Annotated in this window: 21 protein-coding genes and 1 riboswitch; of the genes, 13 read left to right on the top strand and 8 right to left on the bottom strand. The window is 29.8% G+C overall.

Going from position 1 to position 17,004, the window contains the following annotated elements; all coding sequences use genetic code 11:
• The first annotated feature begins 48 nt into the window (after nt 1-48).
• Entirely contained in the window at nt 49-960 is a 912-nt protein-coding gene (locus tag MHI13_RS04920) for an NERD domain-containing protein (protein WP_049415173.1), read from the top strand.
• A gap of 114 nt (nt 961-1,074) precedes the next feature.
• Nucleotides 1,075-1,911, top strand: coding sequence for an aldo/keto reductase (locus tag MHI13_RS04925; protein ID WP_017176370.1), 837 nt, complete (start codon nt 1,075-1,077; stop codon nt 1,909-1,911).
• A 57-nt stretch (nt 1,912-1,968) separates the two neighbouring features.
• On the opposite strand, the gene MHI13_RS04930 is transcribed toward MHI13_RS04925, so the two are convergent.
• The 3 genes from MHI13_RS04930 to MHI13_RS04940 are packed head-to-tail and all read right to left on the bottom strand — an operon-like array spanning nt 1,969 to nt 3,032.
• Nucleotides 1,969-2,322, bottom strand: a complete 354-nt coding sequence (locus MHI13_RS04930) for a fluoride efflux transporter FluC (protein ID WP_017176369.1) — start codon at nt 2,320-2,322, stop codon at nt 1,969-1,971.
• Nucleotides 2,319-2,684, bottom strand: coding sequence for a fluoride efflux transporter CrcB (crcB, locus tag MHI13_RS04935; protein WP_017176368.1), 366 nt, complete (start codon nt 2,682-2,684; stop codon nt 2,319-2,321). The genes MHI13_RS04930 and crcB overlap by 4 nt, the downstream gene beginning before the upstream one ends.
• Nucleotides 2,685-2,723: 39 nt before the next feature.
• Entirely contained in the window at nt 2,724-3,032 is a 309-nt protein-coding gene (locus tag MHI13_RS04940; protein ID WP_017176367.1) for a hypothetical protein, read from the bottom strand.
• A gap of 246 nt (nt 3,033-3,278) precedes the next feature.
• Here MHI13_RS04940 and MHI13_RS04945 point away from each other — a divergent pair, with 246 nt between their 5' ends.
• Both MHI13_RS04945 and MHI13_RS04950 read left to right on the top strand, forming a co-directional pair.
• A complete protein-coding gene (locus tag MHI13_RS04945) occupies nt 3,279-3,992 on the top strand; it encodes a transaldolase (RefSeq protein WP_017176366.1) in 714 nt (237 codons plus the stop codon).
• A 197-nt stretch (nt 3,993-4,189) separates the two neighbouring features.
• The gene (locus MHI13_RS04950; protein ID WP_019835280.1) at nt 4,190-4,654 is read left to right on the top strand and encodes a membrane protein; all 465 of its coding nucleotides are present in this window, start codon (nt 4,190-4,192) and stop codon (nt 4,652-4,654) included.
• Here the strand turns inward: MHI13_RS04950 and MHI13_RS04955 are convergent.
• Together MHI13_RS04955 and MHI13_RS04960 are read right to left on the bottom strand one after the other, a co-directional pair.
• A complete protein-coding gene (locus tag MHI13_RS04955; RefSeq protein WP_017176364.1) occupies nt 4,629-5,075 on the bottom strand; it encodes a competence protein ComK in 447 nt (148 codons plus the stop codon). The genes MHI13_RS04950 and MHI13_RS04955 overlap by 26 nt on opposite strands.
• Nucleotides 5,062-5,508 carry a sigma-70 family RNA polymerase sigma factor gene (locus MHI13_RS04960; protein WP_070653866.1) on the bottom strand — a complete coding sequence of 149 codons (447 nt, stop codon included), beginning with the start codon at nt 5,506-5,508 and terminating at the stop codon, nt 5,062-5,064. Before MHI13_RS04960 ends, MHI13_RS04955 begins: the two co-directional genes overlap by 14 nt.
• Nucleotides 5,509-5,755: 247 nt before the next feature.
• Between MHI13_RS04960 and MHI13_RS04965 the strand changes: the two genes are divergently transcribed.
• The 7 genes from MHI13_RS04965 (at nt 5,756) to ribH (ending at nt 12,615) form a co-directional block, all read left to right on the top strand.
• Complete coding sequence (locus tag MHI13_RS04965; protein WP_002449634.1) at nt 5,756-5,980, top strand: hypothetical protein; 225 nt, start codon at nt 5,756-5,758, stop codon at nt 5,978-5,980.
• Between the two features lie 246 nt (nt 5,981-6,226).
• The gene (locus MHI13_RS04970; RefSeq protein WP_037541107.1) at nt 6,227-7,075 is read left to right on the top strand and encodes an N-acetylglucosaminidase; all 849 of its coding nucleotides are present in this window, start codon (nt 6,227-6,229) and stop codon (nt 7,073-7,075) included.
• Between the two features lie 295 nt (nt 7,076-7,370).
• Nucleotides 7,371-8,858, top strand: a complete 1,488-nt coding sequence (locus MHI13_RS04975; RefSeq protein WP_049382125.1) for an FAD/NAD(P)-binding protein — start codon at nt 7,371-7,373, stop codon at nt 8,856-8,858.
• A gap of 150 nt (nt 8,859-9,008) precedes the next feature.
• Nucleotides 9,009-9,144, top strand: a riboswitch (FMN riboswitch).
• A 121-nt stretch (nt 9,145-9,265) separates the two neighbouring features.
• Nucleotides 9,266-10,309: a bifunctional diaminohydroxyphosphoribosylaminopyrimidine deaminase/5-amino-6-(5-phosphoribosylamino)uracil reductase RibD gene (gene ribD, locus MHI13_RS04980; RefSeq protein WP_017176360.1), complete on the top strand. Its 1,044-nt coding sequence runs from the start codon at nt 9,266-9,268 to the stop codon at nt 10,307-10,309.
• A gap of 6 nt (nt 10,310-10,315) precedes the next feature.
• Nucleotides 10,316-10,948, top strand: coding sequence for a riboflavin synthase (gene ribE, locus MHI13_RS04985; protein ID WP_017176359.1), 633 nt, complete (start codon nt 10,316-10,318; stop codon nt 10,946-10,948).
• Between the two features lie 11 nt (nt 10,949-10,959).
• Nucleotides 10,960-12,144, top strand: a complete 1,185-nt coding sequence (locus tag MHI13_RS04990) for a bifunctional 3,4-dihydroxy-2-butanone-4-phosphate synthase/GTP cyclohydrolase II (RefSeq protein ID WP_054105679.1) — start codon at nt 10,960-10,962, stop codon at nt 12,142-12,144.
• A 12-nt stretch (nt 12,145-12,156) separates the two neighbouring features.
• Nucleotides 12,157-12,615, top strand: a complete 459-nt coding sequence (gene ribH, locus MHI13_RS04995; RefSeq protein WP_002455177.1) for a 6,7-dimethyl-8-ribityllumazine synthase — start codon at nt 12,157-12,159, stop codon at nt 12,613-12,615.
• A gap of 51 nt (nt 12,616-12,666) precedes the next feature.
• Here ribH and MHI13_RS05000 read toward each other — a convergent pair whose 3' ends face one another.
• Nucleotides 12,667-13,668: a proline dehydrogenase family protein gene (locus MHI13_RS05000; RefSeq protein ID WP_048761780.1), complete on the bottom strand. Its 1,002-nt coding sequence runs from the start codon at nt 13,666-13,668 to the stop codon at nt 12,667-12,669.
• A gap of 208 nt (nt 13,669-13,876) precedes the next feature.
• On the opposite strand from MHI13_RS05000, the gene MHI13_RS05005 reads away from it, so the two are divergent.
• Nucleotides 13,877-14,704 (top strand): alpha/beta fold hydrolase, encoded by an 828-nt coding sequence (locus MHI13_RS05005; RefSeq protein ID WP_017176356.1) that lies wholly within the window; start codon nt 13,877-13,879, stop codon nt 14,702-14,704.
• Nucleotides 14,705-15,000: 296 nt separating this feature from the next.
• The gene (locus MHI13_RS05010; protein ID WP_002449620.1) at nt 15,001-15,402 is read left to right on the top strand and encodes a transcriptional regulator, SarA/Rot family; all 402 of its coding nucleotides are present in this window, start codon (nt 15,001-15,003) and stop codon (nt 15,400-15,402) included.
• A gap of 60 nt (nt 15,403-15,462) precedes the next feature.
• Here the strand turns inward: MHI13_RS05010 and MHI13_RS05015 are convergent, their stop codons facing one another.
• Both MHI13_RS05015 and MHI13_RS05020 read right to left on the bottom strand, forming a co-directional pair.
• Nucleotides 15,463-16,023: a class I SAM-dependent methyltransferase gene (locus MHI13_RS05015; RefSeq protein WP_048680716.1), complete on the bottom strand. Its 561-nt coding sequence runs from the start codon at nt 16,021-16,023 to the stop codon at nt 15,463-15,465.
• On the bottom strand, nt 16,020-16,979 hold the full coding sequence (locus MHI13_RS05020) for a TIGR01212 family radical SAM protein (RefSeq protein WP_070436469.1): 960 nt from the start codon (nt 16,977-16,979) through the stop codon (nt 16,020-16,022). Before MHI13_RS05020 ends, MHI13_RS05015 begins: the two co-directional genes overlap by 4 nt.
• Nucleotides 16,980-17,004 lie beyond the last annotated feature (25 nt).

The following is a 17,004-nucleotide window of genomic DNA, read 5'->3' on the forward strand; positions in this document are numbered from 1 at the left end:
TTCTATTATAATAGATAGATATTGACAGTTTAAAAGGAGCGTTATCTAATGAATTCATTTGGACCGGTTGAGATTGGTTTAATTGCAGCGATAATCATAGCGATTATATGTTTTATTCTATTTTTAGTTGCTTTGAAAAGTAAAAATAATATGAAACACAAAGCGAATGAAGAGTACAATCTCAAGGAGCAACAACTCAAATCTTCACATGAGGAAGCACTTGAAAAAGAACGTATTGAAAATAAAAAACAAGTAACGAAACAAAAAGAAGAATTTGAAGCTACAGTTAATGGAAAAGAACGTGAAATTGATGCTTTGAAATTATTTTCTAAAAATAAAAGTGAATACGTGACTGATATGAGACTCATTGGTATTAGAGACCGTTTAGTTAAAGAAAAACGTATTAGACGTGAAGATATGCATATAATGGCTAATATTTTTTTACCAAGTAATGAGTTTAATAATATTCAACGTATTAGCCATCTTGTGCTTACTAGAACTGGTTTATATATCATTGATTCACAATTATTAAAAGGTCATGTTTATAATGGAATTAGTGGCGCACAATTTCAAGAATTACCAATGCTGAAGCAAGTATTTGATACACTTGATTTAAATACACAAGCGCCTCAAACGTTAGTTCTTGATCAACATGAAGATAATCATTCGAAACTATCATTTATTAATTATTCTGATCAACTTTCTGCAATTGAGAAGTTGGCTACAGATTTACAAACAGAATTAGGACTTAAATATACGCCAACATCAATTTTATATTTTAATCCTAAACATGATAAAGACGTAACGATTTCAAACTATGCACAAAGTTCAAGTGTTAAGGTTTTAGTTGGTCCTGAACAACTTGACGAATTCTTTAACAAATTTGTATTCCATGGACGTATTCAATATAATGTCGATGAATTACAAAATATTATGGATAAAATTGAATCATTTAACTAAGAGAGGCTACCATCAAAATTTTAAATTTTGATGGTACTTTTTTATTATAAGCGATGTTCATAAATATACTTTTAGGGTATATACAGAATAGTTATTTTTAAAGGAGGAAGTAAGATGGACTATATTGAATTCTATAATGGAAATCAAATGCCAATGTTAGGACTTGGAACATTTCGAGTAGAAAATGACGATACTTGTAAAGAAGCAGTTAAACATGCTATTGAATCTGGGTATCGTAGCATAGATACTGCTAAAGTATATGGAAATGAAGAACAAGTAGGCCAAGGTATCAAAGAAGGATTAGAATCAACAGGTTTAAATAGAGAAGATATTTTCGTAACATCAAAATTATTTTTCGAAGATTTCGGACGTAAAAATGTGGCTCAAGCCTACGAAACTAGTATCCAAAAACTTGGGTTAGATTATTTAGATTTATACTTAGTACATTGGCCAGGGACAAATGAAGCCATAATGATTGATACATGGAAAGGTATGGAAGATTTATATAAAGATAATAAAGTTAAAAACATTGGAGTTAGTAATTTTAATCCAGATCATTTTGAAGCATTATTAGCACAAGTGTCAATTAAACCAGTCATTAACCAAGTAGAATTTCATCCATACTTTACTCAAGAAAAACTTAGAAAATATTTAGAAGCTCAAAATATTTATATGGAATCTTGGTCACCATTTATGAATGCTCAAATTTTAAACGATGAAACGTTAAATGAAATTGGTAAAGAAGTTAATAAATCAGCAGCACAAGTTATTATTAAATGGAATATGCAACATAACGTCGTCGTTATTCCCAAATCAGTTACATCAAGCAGAATTGAAGAAAATATAGATGTATTTGATTTTGAATTATCAGCAGAGCAAATGAAACGAATTGATGATTTAAATAAAGATCAACGTATAGGACCTGATCCAGATACATTTGAAGGTCAATAAATTTAATTAAAAAAGAGTGAACTTGTAGGTTAATTTACTACACAGTTCACTCTTTTGTTATATTATAAAACCAATCCAACAAGCAATAAATCCTATAACAAATTGCAATAGAGAATACATCATAAATTTAAAAAGTTTAAAAGACGGTGTTAGACATTGCGCAAGCTCATAAGACATGGTTGAAAATGTCGTTAAACCTCCTAAAAATCCAGTAATAAAAAACATATGTATCCAGTTTAAGTGAATAGAGAGGCCAGTTGTTAAACCAATGAGAAAACTTCCAATCCAGTTGACGATTAAAGTAGCAATAGGTATTGAAGTAGACCATTTGGATTTAGTGACATCAGTTAGCCATGCTCTAACGACAGCGCCTAAACCACCGCCAATCATAATTAAAAGAGCTTGTATCAAGATGTAAGACCTCCTAATGTCATACCTATCCAGCACAAGATAACACCAAAGCAATAACTTATAAATGCATAAACCAAAGCTAAGATAATATGATGGCTGTAAAGTAATGTGACTAACTCAAATTGAAATGTTGAAAATGTTGTTAAAGCGCCTAAAAAACCAGTTGTAATACCTTTTTTAATTTTAGGATGATCTTTAAATAATTTAATCATTACTACAGATAGATAACCCATAAGAAAAGCACCTGACAGGTTAGCTATCAATGTGCCAATTGGAAAGGTGTTACTTTGATTCATAAAGGAAAACAAAAATCTTAATAAAGCGCCCAACATACCACCTATAAACACGGTTATATATTGCATAACATACTCACCTTTATATATTATTTTATGCGTATTTGATTATGAAAAAATGCCAAACGTTGTAATAGAAGCAAAAATATGGAACAAAATTACTACCAATATGAGATAAGGTAATATGTTAGAAGCGGTCTTAATCCAATCTTTATTTTTATAATTTAAATGTTTAATTGCTTTATCAGAAAATATAATTGAAGCCATAAGGATGACAACATTTACAATACTACATGCAATTAATAAATTTTTTATTGATTTAAATTGAATGCTTAATAAAGGATTAAATGTATTAAAATAAAAGCTAATAATTAAAAGAATAACTGATATATAAAAATATTTTTTTGATTTAGACATAATATACCTCCGATTTATACCATTAAATAATATTACCATATTTAATTTCATTTTTAATAGTACCTTTATCATATGGTTTTAATTTTCAGAAAATTAAAAGCAAAACATTCGCATACACAAAAAAAGCATGATATAAATAACATAACGAAATAGTAAAACATCCTGTACATAAAAAAATAATCATACATATGGTGTCTTTTCATAAAGCAAGCTATATTCGTAATATAAATGAGAAGGGAAGATTTTATGACTCAATTAAATGTAGACGTATTTGCTGATGGTGCAGATATCGAACAAATGAAAGCTGCATACAAAAATAAAGAAGTAGATGGTTTTACAACAAATCCTAGCTTAATGGCAAAAGCAGGTGTAACAGATTATAAAGCTTTTGCAGAAGAAGCAGTACGTGAAATTCCTGATGCTTCTATATCATTTGAAGTATTCTCAGATGATTTAGACACAATGGAGAAAGAAGCAGAAATTTTAAAGCAATATGGAGACAATGTGTTTGTTAAAATTCCAATTGTGAACTCAAAAGGTGAGTCTACAATCGAATTAATTAAAAAGTTATCAGCTGATCATGTTCGTTTAAATGTAACTGCTGTTTATACAATTGAACAAGTTAAAGCTATTACAGAAGCAGTGACTGAAGGTGTACCTACATATATCTCTGTCTTTGCGGGACGTATTGCTGATACGGGTGTAGATCCACTTCCTTTAATGAAAGAATCTGTAAAAGTCGCACATAGTAAAAATGGTGTTAAATTATTATGGGCAAGTTGCCGTGAAGTGTTCAATGTTATCCAAGCTAATGAAATTGGCGCCGATATTATCACTTGTCCAGCAGATGTTGTCAAGAAAGTTAACAATAATCTTGGACGCGATATTAATGAATTGCCAGTGGATACAGTTCAAGGATTTGCAAAAGATATTAAAAGTTCTGGATTATCAATATTATAAAATCACTATATCTAATTATGATCAACCGAGTCTAAGACTACAAACATGTCTTAGACTCGGTTTTAGTGTTATATGAATATCAAAGAGAAAGAGTAATAAAGTATCTTGAGTTGTATCTTTCTTTTTTATTGAGTTTGTTTTAAAATCGGTGTTCAGTTAAAATTTATAAATATAATTAAATAGAAAGGAATTAAGTTATGGAAGAAACTGCTTTTAGAGAAAAAGTAAGAAAACAATTGTGGTTTTTAAATAGAAAAGAAAAGCAATTATTAGAACATACTTTTGAACAAAATAATGCTTCATTTAATAATGCAGAACAGAAATTTATGAAACCTACTCGTTTTGCTAATCAATTTTTACAGGTTTATATTTTTCGAAATAAACATTTTTCAAATGGATATTTTTTCTTATTAATTATATTATTTGTTCTCACATACATTCTATTGCTAGGATGGTTTTTAGCTGGATTTATCGCAAGTTTAGCAGTAGTCAATCAGTTTATAAATCCTAAAGCAGAATTAAGTCTAATCTATCTTGTATTAATCTTAGTTTTTGCCATTATTAGTTTGATTGTCAGTTTGTATCTCATAAGATTTGTGACTGCTTTGTTTACTAAAAGATTACTTGAATATAAATTTAATGAAAAGAAGTCGTCTTATTAATTAAATAGGCTAATAGAATACTTTCTTGCCATTTTTTATAAACTAAAATGTAAGGCTCATCCACTACGCATTGAGCTGAATTATCAAAGGTAATAATGGTTTTATTTTGAGAAGACGTTAATCCAATAATACGTTGAGCATTAAAATATATTTGTATGGGTGCGCGTTGATGTTTGATTGGAAATAAAATGACGTCTTTAGAAATGTAAATAGGAACTAGTTTATTGATAGATAATAAGCGTTTAGCTAATTTAAGTTGTTGTGTATATGATTTATTAAATTGTTCTAGATAGTATATGACAATCTTTTTAATATGAAAGGGTAGAATCATATCATATGTTTTAAAACAACATTTAGTCTGAATTGTGGAACCTTCTAAAGTTTGAATGTATAACAAATCGAAAGTATTATGAGGTAACATGCCAATCACCTTCTAAATAATATTGCTGAAGTTTGATACGGGCAGAAGATTTATATTTTTTAATTGTAGTGTCTGAGACATTCATCTTTTTAGCGATTTCATATTGTTTGTATCCACGAAGATAATATATCAGCCATTGATATTCATTTGAATTTAAAATATATTTGAAATCATTAAAAAAAGATTCATCTTTCAATGTATAAGTTAAAGAAGGATTTAACGCTGCAATATCTAAGCAGTCAATCTTCAATTGCTCCTTTCTAAAAAGATCAATAAGATAAAACTTTAATCGCTGATAAATAAAAGAGGATAAAGATACAGAGGAAGATGGGTTATAAATTTTGGAGATTTCCCACAATTTTATTAATAATAATTGATAAAATTCATCATAATTATAAGTGATACGGTATTGTCTTAACAAATGATGAATCATTTTATGATATTTTATGTGTAATGAACTAAAATCTAAAATAGTTATTCTTTCTCCTTAGTTATGTACATAAACAATATTTCCGGATGTATAAATTCTACATGAGGTATCGTGAATTTTCATTTGCTTAATTTAATAAATAGGTGTTAAATAGTAAACATAGAATCGTTGGATTGGATGATATATGGCTTTAACAAGTTTGTAAGATTAATATTCGACATTTGTACAATAAAATATAGGAGGTATGAAGTTGGATTACGCACATTTAAATCTTGAGCACTTTTTTGCAAGACATGATGATTTAGACGTCATTAGAGATCGTTCTGAATTTGTAATGATAAATAATTTTACAAATGAAATGATGTATCGTGATGGTGATATTGAAGGGACAATTGATTTAAATCAATATTATTATAAGAATAGATCGCAAGCTGTCAGTTTTATTATGATGGATTATAAAAGAAATAACGAATAATTAAATATGTTAACCTTACTACAAATAACTATATTTATTTAATAGATAAAAATCATTGAGTAATGAAATGTTGAGTATTTCATTACTTTTTATTTTTTATTAAATTTCAATTTTGTTACTTTTATTTTATGAATATGTAACATTATAATTATAAAATTGTTTATGAGAATTAAAAATGTTAGAATTTATTATCATAGATGACTTTTCTATAAATGAAATTACAACATTAACCTAAGAGGTGTGAATATGACAAAGCACAGAAAAGGTTCTATTATAGGCCTAATAGGGTTACTTATTATTTTAGTAGCAGCTGGCTTCATTTTTTTCTCAATGATTTCTGATCAGATATTTTTCAAAAAAGTAAATGAAGTAGAGAAAGTTCAACATGTGAACGTCACGCTTGATAAAGCTGCTGCAAAACAAATAGATAACTATACAAGTCAACAAGTATCGAATAAAAACAATAATGCATGGAGAGATGCATCAGCAAGTGAAATTAAAGGTGCAATGGATAGTAGTAAATTTATCGATGATGATAAACAAAAATATCAATTTTTAGATTTATCTAAATATCAAGGGATTGATAAAAATCGTATCAAACGTATGTTGTTCGATCGACCTACATTATTGAAACATACTGATGCTTTTGTAAATGCTGCAAAAGAAAAACATGTTAATGAAGTCTATTTAATTTCTCATGCATTATTAGAAACAGGTTCAGTAAAAAGTGAACTTGCGAATGGTGTAAATATTGATGGTAAAAAATATTATAATTTTTATGGCGTTGGAGCTTTAGATGAAGATCCAATCAAAACAGGTGCTGAATATGCGAAAAAACATGGTTGGGATACACCAGAGAAAGCAATTAAAGGTGGCGCAGACTTTATTCATAAACACTTCCTATCTCACGATGATCAAAATACATTATATAGCATGAGATGGAATCCTATGAATCCTGGTGAACATCAATATGCGACTGATATTAAATGGGCTGAAAGTAATGCGGAAATTATTGCTGATTTCTATAAAGAAATGAAAACAGAAGGTAAATACTTCAAGCTATATGTTTATAAAGATGATCAAAAACATCAATAATCAAAATAAAAACCAACATTATCTTTAATTAGATGATGTTGGTTTTTTTATTTATTCAGCTTTGTTTTTTCTTGAAGCCCAAGTAAATCCAATGATAAAAACAATTAATGTTTTTAATAAAAATTTCATTGTTTAGTCACCTCAATATCTAAATTTTAACATAGTTACACATGATTATTTATGTTTTGAAATGGATCATCGTGTTAATAGTGAAACATTTTGAAGTCGAGAATCGTATTGGTATAATATGATAATATTCAACATAATACAAATATATAAAAGGATGATGTTAAATATGCGAGTAGCAATTATAGGCATGGGTACAGCAGGTGTAAGTGTACTTAGACAACTCGTTAAACATAAAGACTTTAAGCAATTAAAAGTCGATGTCTACGATAATGAATTTAATATGGGACAGGGTGTTCCTTTTCAAAATGATAGTAGTCAATTATTAATTAACTTACCCACTAAAAAGATGAGTTTAAATTTAGATGATGATGAAGAGTTTTGGAAATGGTATCAAACACAATCTGATTTTACGTTTAAAAATCCAAAGTATTTACCAAGATTTGTTTTTGGCCATTATATGAAATCATACTTATCAAATTATGAGACATTATATGATAACCTTACAGTCATTAAACAACCAGTACAAGAAGTCTTCATTAATTCAAATATAGATGAAACCACATTGAAATATTATGTCTGTACGTCTAAAGATATGAAGCATTGTCAAGTATATGATTACATATTTTTAACTATAGGTACTTTATCATATCACGATCCTTATCATTTAAAAGGTATAAAAGGTTATATTCAAACTCCTTACCCTACATATAATACTTTAGATGATGTACAAGAATCTGATGATATTGCTATTATTGGAACAGGATTAGCTAGTTTAGATGTAGTGCGTTATGTAGCGTTTCATCATCCTAAACTACCTATCACAATGACGAGTCGTTCTGCTCAATTGCCTAGCGTAAGAGGAAACATGAAAAAAATTGAGTTTCAATGTTTAACAAAATCTAAATTTAATGATATTAAAGATAAGTACTTTGGAAATGTGCCATTAGAGAAAGCATTCGATTTATTTAAAGAAGAGTGTGATTTAAATGGTATTGATTTACAGAAATTGGTTCACCGCCGAACAGGAGATACGATTAAAGATTTAAATTATGATTTAGAACATCCAGATGAGATAGGTATATTCCAAACATTAATAGAGAATGTCAAAGAAAATTTAAATTGGATTTGGAATAGTTTTAGTCGTCAAGATCAAATTGAATTCGATAAACGTTTCACTAAAATTATTCAACTTAACTCAAACCCTATGCCTCCAAGAACTGCAAAACTCATCAAGCAATTAATAAAAGATGGTTCATTAGTGATTAGAAAGGATTTAGAAAATGTGGTACATAAAAATGGACTATTTAATTTAAAATTTAAAAATGATGAACAATGGTATCCACATCATATTATTATTAATGCAACAGGTTCTAAAACACATTTAAAAGATTTAGATGAAGATGATCAATTTATCTTAAATCTTCAAAATCGACAAATTGTTCAAGCCCATCCTATGGGTGGAATACAAATTATCCCAGAAACAAATCAGGTGATTAGTCCAAGATATGGTACTTTAAATAATATGATTGCTATTGGACAAATCACTAATGGAGTAAATAAATTGCGGAATGGAGTAAAAATGATTGTTAATCAAGCGGTAAGTGCAGTGGATTATTTATATGAAATTCGAAAAGAATTTGATCATACAGTATAATGCTTTACACAATAATGAATAAATATCTCTTTAAGAGTTAAATTTAAAAATCAAATTGAAATTCTTTATTTGTAATTTTCCAAAAATAAATGTAAGATGATATATGTAGTACTAAACTACGATGACTCAAATTTAATCACAATTTCATACGTATTCTTTCGGGGCAGGGTGTAATTCCCAACCGGCAGTAATTAAGCCTGCGACCCACTTAATCTTAATTTATTAAGTGGCTGATCTAGTGAGACTCTAGAGCCGACAGTAAAAGTCTGGATGGGAGAAAGAATCAATCACATCATTACTGAATGATGTATAAGCATGCACAATATAAAAATTGTAGTACGCTTATTTAAGTATATACATGCCCTATGCCTGTGAAACAGGTATGGGGTTTTTTTAGAGGTGATAAATTGAGTGAATTTATGAAATATGCAATTCAATTAGCACAAATGGTGAAGGGACAAACTGGAGTTAATCCTCCTGTTGGCTCAGTTGTTGTGAAGGATGGGCGTATTGTGGGACTAGGTGCACATTTAAAGCAAGGAGAGAAACATGCGGAAGTTCAGGCTTTAGATATGGCACAAGATAAAGCAAAAGGCGGCACCATTTATATTTCTCTTGAACCCTGTACACATTATGGGTCAACACCACCTTGTGTGAATAAAATTATTGAACATGGGCTTAGTAAAGTGATTTATGCTGTAAAAGATACGACGTTATCTTCTGAGGGAGATATCATTCTTGAAAAGGCAGGTATTGAAGTTGAATATCAATATTCAGAAGAAGCTTTTGCTTTGTATGAAGATTTCTTCAAAGCAAAACAACATAAAATCCCTGAAATTACAGTAAAAGTCTCGACTTCGTTAGATGGGAAACAAGCGACTGATAGTGGACAAAGTCAATGGATTACGAATAAAGCTGTAAAACAAGATGTATATCGTTTAAGACATACTCATGATGCCGTATTAACTGGTAATGGAACGCTTGAAGCGGATAATCCACAATATACAACACGTATTCAAGATGGTAAACATCCAATAAGAATCATACTATCTAAGCGAGGTCAAATTGATTATTCAAAACAGATATTTCACGATCAATTAAGTGAAATTTGGATTTATACTGAAAATCATGAACTAAAAAGTCCAAGTCATCATATAAAAATAATATATTTAGAAACATGTAATTTAAAATCTATTTTATCTGATATATATCAAAGAGGTGTTGGCAGATTATTAGTAGAAGCTGGGCCTCATATAACTTCAGAATTTCTCCAATCTAATTATTTAGACCATCTTATTATTTATTATGCCCCGAAAATAATAGGCGGTATTGGAAAAAATCAATTTTATCAAACTGATAATGTCATTGATTTAGCTAATGCGCCACAATTTGAAGTGATTTCTACCGAGTCTATTCAACAAAATATTAAAATGACATTGCGAAAGAAGTGAAGATAAATGTTTACAGGTATCGTTGAAGAAATAGGTACTGTAAAGCGTATTCGCACTCAACAATCCGTAAGGACATTAGATATTTCATGTCAAAAAATTATAGAAGATATGCATATTGGTGATTCTATAAGCGTAAATGGTGCGTGTTTAACAGTCATTGATTTTAAACAAAATCAATTTTCTGTCCAAGTGATTAAAGGTACTGAAAATAAAACCTATTTAGCTAATATTAAAGAAAATGATGAAGTCAATCTTGAACGTGCAATGTCAGGTAGTGGACGTTTCGGAGGACATTTTGTATTAGGTCATGTAGATGCAAAAGGAACAATTATAAATATCAGAGAAACGCCTAATTCACGCATTGTATCTATTAAGGCATCGGACTCGGTCATCAAACAAATGGTTAAGCAAGGTTCTATTACTGTTGATGGCGTAAGTTTAACAATTTTTGACTTGCATCAACATAGTTTTGATATCCATCTTATTCCTGAAACAAGACGTTCAACGATTCTTTCTAATAAAAAAATGGGCGATGAAGTTCATCTTGAAACAGATGTATTATTTAAATATGTTGAAAGTATAGTTGGTAAAAATAAATCTGATTTATCAGTTGATAAATTAAAAGCATATGGTTTTTAGGAGGGGCTTAAATGAAATTCGATAGCATTGAAGAAGCGTTAGAAGCATTAAGAAATGGCGATAGTATTATTGTAGTAGATGATGAAGATCGTGAAAATGAAGGTGACTTAATTGCAGTCACTCAATGGATGAAAGATGATACCATTAATTATATGGCCAAAGAAGCGCGTGGATTAATTTGTGCTCCTATAAGTTCACAGATTGCTGAACGTCTAAATCTTAAAACTATGGTTGATGGTAATACAGATGAATACGGTACAAATTTCACTGTAAGTATCGATCATATCTCTACTACTACAGGAATTAGTGCATTTGATCGTACAGCAACAGCGAAAGCGTTAATTAATCCTGATTCTAAACCAGAAAGTTTCCATAAACCAGGACATTTATTTCCTTTAGTGTCTAAAGAAAAAGGTGTATTAGTTAGACCAGGACATACGGAGGCTGCTGTAGATTTAGCTAAATTAACTGGTGCTGCACCTGCTGGAGTTATATGTGAGATAATGAATGACGATGGTACGATGGCAAAAGGTAATGAATTACAACAATTTAAAGAGCGTCATCAATTAAAAATGATTACAATTGAAAGTTTAATTAATTATCGTCGCAAACAAGAAAGCGAAGGTATTGAACTTAAAGCAACTGTAAAAATGCCAACGGATATTGGTGATTTTAAAATGTATGGTTTTCAATCTCAATATACACATGAAGATATTGTTGTACTTGGCAAAGGAGAACCACGTACAACTGAAAATGTAAGACTACATTCTGCTTGTTTAACAGGTGATATTTTCCACAGTCAACGATGTGATTGTGGCGCTCAATTAGAAGCATCAATGAAATATATAAATGATCATGGTGGATTAATTATTTATTTACCACAAGAGGGTAGAGGCATTGGTTTAATGAATAAACTAAAAGCTTATGAATTAATTGAGCAAGGACATGATACGGTTACTGCAAACTTAGCATTAGGTTTTGATGAAGACTTAAGAGATTATCATATAGCTGCTCAAATTCTTAAATATTTTAATGTTCAACAAGTTAATTTATTAAGTAATAATCCTAAGAAATTTGAAGGCTTGAAAGATTATGGTATAAAAGTTGCAGATCGTACAGAAATTATTGTGCCAGAAACGGAACATAATCATCATTATATGGAAACAAAAAAATTGAAAATGGGACATCTTATTTAGGAGGAATTTAGAATGAATTTTGAAGGTAAATTAGTCGGTACAAATTTAAAAGTTGCAATAGTAGTGAGTAGATTTAATGATTTTATTACCAATCGTTTATTAGATGGAGCGAAAGATACATTAGTAAGACATGGTGTAGATGAAGATAACATTGATGTTGCGTATGTACCAGGTGCATTTGAAATTCCACTTGTTGCTAAAAAATTAGCGCAAAAAAATGATTATGATGCAGTGATTACTTTAGGCTGTGTCATTAGAGGTGCAACATCTCATTATGACTATGTTTGTAATGAAGTTGCTAAAGGCGTATCAAAAGCAAATGATGTTACGAATACACCAGTTATTTTCGGTGTTTTAACAACTGAAAGTATTGAACAAGCAGTTGAAAGAGCGGGTACGAAAGCAGGTAATAAAGGTGCAGAAGCGGCAGTAAGTGCAATTGAAATGGCAAACTTACTTAAACAGTTTTAATTAATGTAGAGCGTCTCGATAATTTTAAGGATTATCGAGACGCTCTGTATTTCAACGTTTTAGTAATTTCACAATACTAGATACTAATGTAAGTGTTCCTAAAGCTAGTCCACTAACTAAGCCAATTTTTTTTAGTGCTTCTGTTGAAATAAATTCTTGATAGGCAAGAGAAAGATTTTGAGGTCTCTCAGCCAGGCGACGCATGAAATAAGCAAACCAGTCATTGCCATATGGAACATAAACGGTAAAGTGATATCCTTGTCTAGCAATCTCTTCTGCTAATTCATTACGAAAACCATACAACATTTGAAATTCAAAAGTGCTTTTTTCAATATGATGATCTTTGACAAATTGTTTAACATGGTTAATGATTTTATCATCATGTGTTGCAATTGACGTAAAGTTTTTGGCATTAAGTAAACGTTTTTCAATAATATTTATATAATTTTTATCTATATCTTTTTTACTTTGATAAGCAATCGTATCCTTTTCTTTATAAGCGCCTTTGACCAGTCTTAATCGTAATTCTGGGTACTTATCAATTAATTTCTCTGCATCATAAAGGTATCCTTGAATAACTGTACCGACATTTCTAAATTCTCCTTTTAACCTGTCTAAAATCTGTAATGTTTGTGATAAGCTGTTATATTTTTCCATATCAATATTAATATGCATATTATCATAGGTATTAGCCTTTAATAAAATGTCTCTTAAATTTTGATAGGCTAACTCAGTATCAAATTCACCGCCTAATGAACTCACTTTCACCGACATATGTGCACTCACTTGATATTTATTAATAGCTTCCATTATCTCAAGAATTTCATTTTTAGCTTGAGTCGCTGCTGCTTTAGTATTAACAAATTCTCCAAGATTATCTACAGTAACATCAATATGTTTAGCGTTTAAACGTTCAATTGTATCAATGAGTTGTTCTATAGTATTACCCGCAACAACTCTATTAGCCCCCATGGTAGGTCCGATTTTTTTAGCCATTTCATTTAAATATGTAATATTTGATAATGTTATGAAAAAATCTCTGAATAAAGACATATCTATTCCTCCATCCCACTCGTATCTATCTCTATAACAAGTTTAGCATGAATACATCGTTTAAGAAAGCGTTTACATTTAGGAGGTGAAATACGTTTAAATTCATTAGTCATAAATTAAGAGAATCTATATACTGTTTAACAACAATTAAAGGTATAATTTGATATAATACATTTGATAAACATTCAATTAGAGAGGATTCAAAAATATGTGGAAGTGGGAAACAGAACATGACGCTAAAGGCGTAATCATCATAGTACATAATATGTTAGAACATACTGGTAGATATGCGTATGTGATTACGATGTTGAGACGTAATGGTTATCACGTAATTATGGGTGATTTACCTGGACAAGGTCAAACTTCACGAGCTAACAGAGGTCAACTACAACGTTTTGAAATTTACCATGAACAGTTAGTTGAATGGATAAAAATTGCAAACGAATATAAATTACCAACATTTGTTATGGGTGTTGGATTAGGTGGTTTAATTATTCTCAATTTACTTGAAAAGACTGAACTACCTATTGAGGGCATATTACTACTCTCTCCAATGCTTGAATTTAAGAAAAATTATAAAACACGAAAAAATATGTTTATATCTAATATTGGAAAGAGCTCAAAAGGTACACAATTTAAATTAGGAATAGATTATGAAGATTTAACTCGTAATTCAGAAGTGATTAATGAGACAAATCATGACGGATTGATGTTAAAGAAAGTATCTTACAAATGGTTTAACATTATTAATGAAACGATGAAAGACACATCACAACATATTAAAGATATCAAACCGTTACCCACTTTATTAATGTATGGTACCGAAGATAAAATTTTAGAAACATCTTCAATAGATATTTTAAAACAACAATTTCTTGCAGATGAATTTTATTTTAAAGCGTGGAAAGGGTTTTATCATGAGATTCACAATGAACCTGAACGAGATCAAGTCATGAGATATATATTAACTTTCTTGAATAATAGCGTAAATACAATGGGGTTTATTGTACAAGAAGAAGATATTGAGGAAGTATAAGATAATCTTTAAAAATCTATAAAGAATAGCTCGTAGAAGACAGATATCTACGAGCCTATTCTATATCAAAATTATGGTTATAATATTATAAATGAGCTAAAATTACAATATAAGTAGAATTATAACTATCAATTACTTTTTATAAATTGTATGAATTTAGTATTAGAATTATAATATAAATATTGATTTAAAAAATATAGTTGATATATTATTAAAAAATACCAAATCGTATAAACTTAATAATAAATTGAATTATAGTTATTATACATAATATGAGAGATCAAGGGGAATGAATGATGAAATTACAAAAAAAAGAAACGGTATCTATGGTATTGAAATTAGAGAAATTATTGAAGGATATAGATTCTATATTTAGAATTATTTATGAGAAGTATCATTTAAATAAAGAAGAAGTACTTATTTTATTAACGTTATGGGAAAAGGGGCCTATGACATTAAAAGAGATGGATCAATACGTTAATATCAAGTCATATAAACGAACAAGAACGTATAATAATTTAGTTCAATCTGATTGGGTTTACAAAGAGCGTCCAATTGACGACGAACGTACGGTTATTATCCATTTTAATGAAGAAAAAAATAAATATAGAAATGAATTATTAGATTTTATTACTACTATTATTAAAAGAAAATATGAATCTTTAGAAAATAGTTTGAATTCATTGATGAGCGTTTAATATAAAAAAACCCGTAAATTAAAACTACGATTTGATGTTTTAATTTATGGGTTTTAAAATTTAACGTTTTTCAATCGCACATATAAAAGGTGCATGATTAACTTGATTGATAAATTGATATTTTAATATGTGTGCTTTACTTTGATCAAAGTTTTCGAGATATTTTAATAATTCATCTCTTTCGATTTGTCCTTCCTCATGTCCATGATAAATCACTAGTACAATAATACCTTCTGTACTTAATAGTTTAAAAATACTTTCAATAGCTTGAATAGTGGTTTCAGGTTTAGTAACAATGGATTTATCACCTTTAGGCAGATATCCCAAATTGAAAATAGCTGCATCCACGTTTCCGATGATATCACTTGGTATATCATTTAAGATATTTTCATGTCCATCATGTATCAATGTAACATGTTTAAAAGGTGCTATTTTTTCTTTTGTATGTTCAATAGCTTCTTTTTGTATATCGAAACCAAACACTTTGCCATTTGGAACCTGTTCAGCTAAAAATAGGGTATCATGGCCGTTACCACAGGTAGCATCAATAACAATACTATCTTCTTGAATATGTTGCTTAATAAGTGTTTTAGCAAAAGGAAGAATGCGTTCTAATTTCATGAATTCACCTTAGTATTAGATGTGTAAAACTTACCTTGATAAGATTCACGACGTGCTAATTCATCATCTATTTCATTGAGAACTTCCCACTTGTTAACACTCCACATTGGTCCTACCATTAAATCAATCGGTCCATCTCCAGTAATACGATGAATAATCATGTCTGGCGGAAGGATTTCAAGTTGATCACACACTAAGTTTGTATAATCTTCTTGCGTCATAAATTCAAGCATACCTTTTTCGTATTGTTTAACCATTGGTGTACCTTTAAGTAAATGTAATAAATGGATTTTAATACCTTGAACATCCATTTGTGCCACTTCTCGTGCTGTTTCCATCATCATATGATAATCTTCACTTGGTAAGCCATTAATGATGTGTGTACATACGTTAATATTATGTTTACGCAATTTAGCTACACCTTCGTAATACGTTTGCATATCGTGAGCACGATTAATTAAATCAGAGGTCTTTTGATGAACTGTTTGAAGACCAAGTTCCACCCATAAATAAGTACGTTGATTTAGTTCAGCTAAGTATTCAACCACATCATCTGGCAGACAATCTGGACGTGTAGCGATAGATAAACCAATAACTCCTTCTTCTTTTAACACAGGTTCATATTTTTCTTTTAAAACTTCTACAGGTGCATGGGTATTAGTAAATGCTTGGAAGTAAGCAATATATTTACCTTCACTCCATTTTTCATGCATTCGTTCTTTAATTTGTTGGAATTGTACTTCAATTGGATCGGCTCTATTTCCTGCAAAGTCACCACTACCAGCTGCTGAACAAAATGTACAACCGCCATGTGCGACAGTACCATCTCTATTTGGACAGTCAAATCCGCCATCTAGAGCAACTTTAAAAATTTTCTGTCCGAATTTATTTTTTAAATGGTAATTCCATGTATGATATCGTTTATTTTCAAAGGCATACGGGAAATACTTACCCATAACACATTATCCTTTCTATCTAACT

Source organism: Staphylococcus sp. FSL K6-0223, from assembly GCF_038008285.1.

What these genes read in the sequence shown, in the direction of transcription:
- MHI13_RS04940 (WP_017176367.1), bottom strand. Translation starts at nt 3,032, where the DNA reads ATGTCTAAATCAAAAAAATATTTTTATATATCAGTTATTCTTTTAATT.
- MHI13_RS05005 (WP_017176356.1), top strand. Translation starts at nt 13,877, where the DNA reads ATGTGGAAGTGGGAAACAGAACATGACGCTAAAGGCGTAATCATCATA.
- crcB (WP_017176368.1), bottom strand. Translation starts at nt 2,684, where the DNA reads ATGCAATATATAACCGTGTTTATAGGTGGTATGTTGGGCGCTTTATTA.
- MHI13_RS05015 (WP_048680716.1), bottom strand. Translation starts at nt 16,023, where the DNA reads ATGAAATTAGAACGCATTCTTCCTTTTGCTAAAACACTTATTAAGCAA.
- ribH (WP_002455177.1), top strand. Translation starts at nt 12,157, where the DNA reads ATGAATTTTGAAGGTAAATTAGTCGGTACAAATTTAAAAGTTGCAATA.
- MHI13_RS04945 (WP_017176366.1), top strand. Translation starts at nt 3,279, where the DNA reads ATGACTCAATTAAATGTAGACGTATTTGCTGATGGTGCAGATATCGAA.
- MHI13_RS04990 (WP_054105679.1), top strand. Translation starts at nt 10,960, where the DNA reads ATGAAATTCGATAGCATTGAAGAAGCGTTAGAAGCATTAAGAAATGGC.
- MHI13_RS04975 (WP_049382125.1), top strand. Translation starts at nt 7,371, where the DNA reads ATGCGAGTAGCAATTATAGGCATGGGTACAGCAGGTGTAAGTGTACTT.
- MHI13_RS04960 (WP_070653866.1), bottom strand. Translation starts at nt 5,508, where the DNA reads ATGATTCATCATTTGTTAAGACAATACCGTATCACTTATAATTATGAT.
- ribE (WP_017176359.1), top strand. Translation starts at nt 10,316, where the DNA reads ATGTTTACAGGTATCGTTGAAGAAATAGGTACTGTAAAGCGTATTCGC.
- MHI13_RS04955 (WP_017176364.1), bottom strand. Translation starts at nt 5,075, where the DNA reads ATGTTACCTCATAATACTTTCGATTTGTTATACATTCAAACTTTAGAA.
- MHI13_RS05020 (WP_070436469.1), bottom strand. Translation starts at nt 16,979, where the DNA reads ATGGGTAAGTATTTCCCGTATGCCTTTGAAAATAAACGATATCATACA.
- MHI13_RS04925 (WP_017176370.1), top strand. Translation starts at nt 1,075, where the DNA reads ATGGACTATATTGAATTCTATAATGGAAATCAAATGCCAATGTTAGGA.
- MHI13_RS04970 (WP_037541107.1), top strand. Translation starts at nt 6,227, where the DNA reads ATGACAAAGCACAGAAAAGGTTCTATTATAGGCCTAATAGGGTTACTT.
- MHI13_RS04950 (WP_019835280.1), top strand. Translation starts at nt 4,190, where the DNA reads ATGGAAGAAACTGCTTTTAGAGAAAAAGTAAGAAAACAATTGTGGTTT.
- MHI13_RS05000 (WP_048761780.1), bottom strand. Translation starts at nt 13,668, where the DNA reads ATGTCTTTATTCAGAGATTTTTTCATAACATTATCAAATATTACATAT.
- MHI13_RS05010 (WP_002449620.1), top strand. Translation starts at nt 15,001, where the DNA reads ATGAAATTACAAAAAAAAGAAACGGTATCTATGGTATTGAAATTAGAG.
- MHI13_RS04920 (WP_049415173.1), top strand. Translation starts at nt 49, where the DNA reads ATGAATTCATTTGGACCGGTTGAGATTGGTTTAATTGCAGCGATAATC.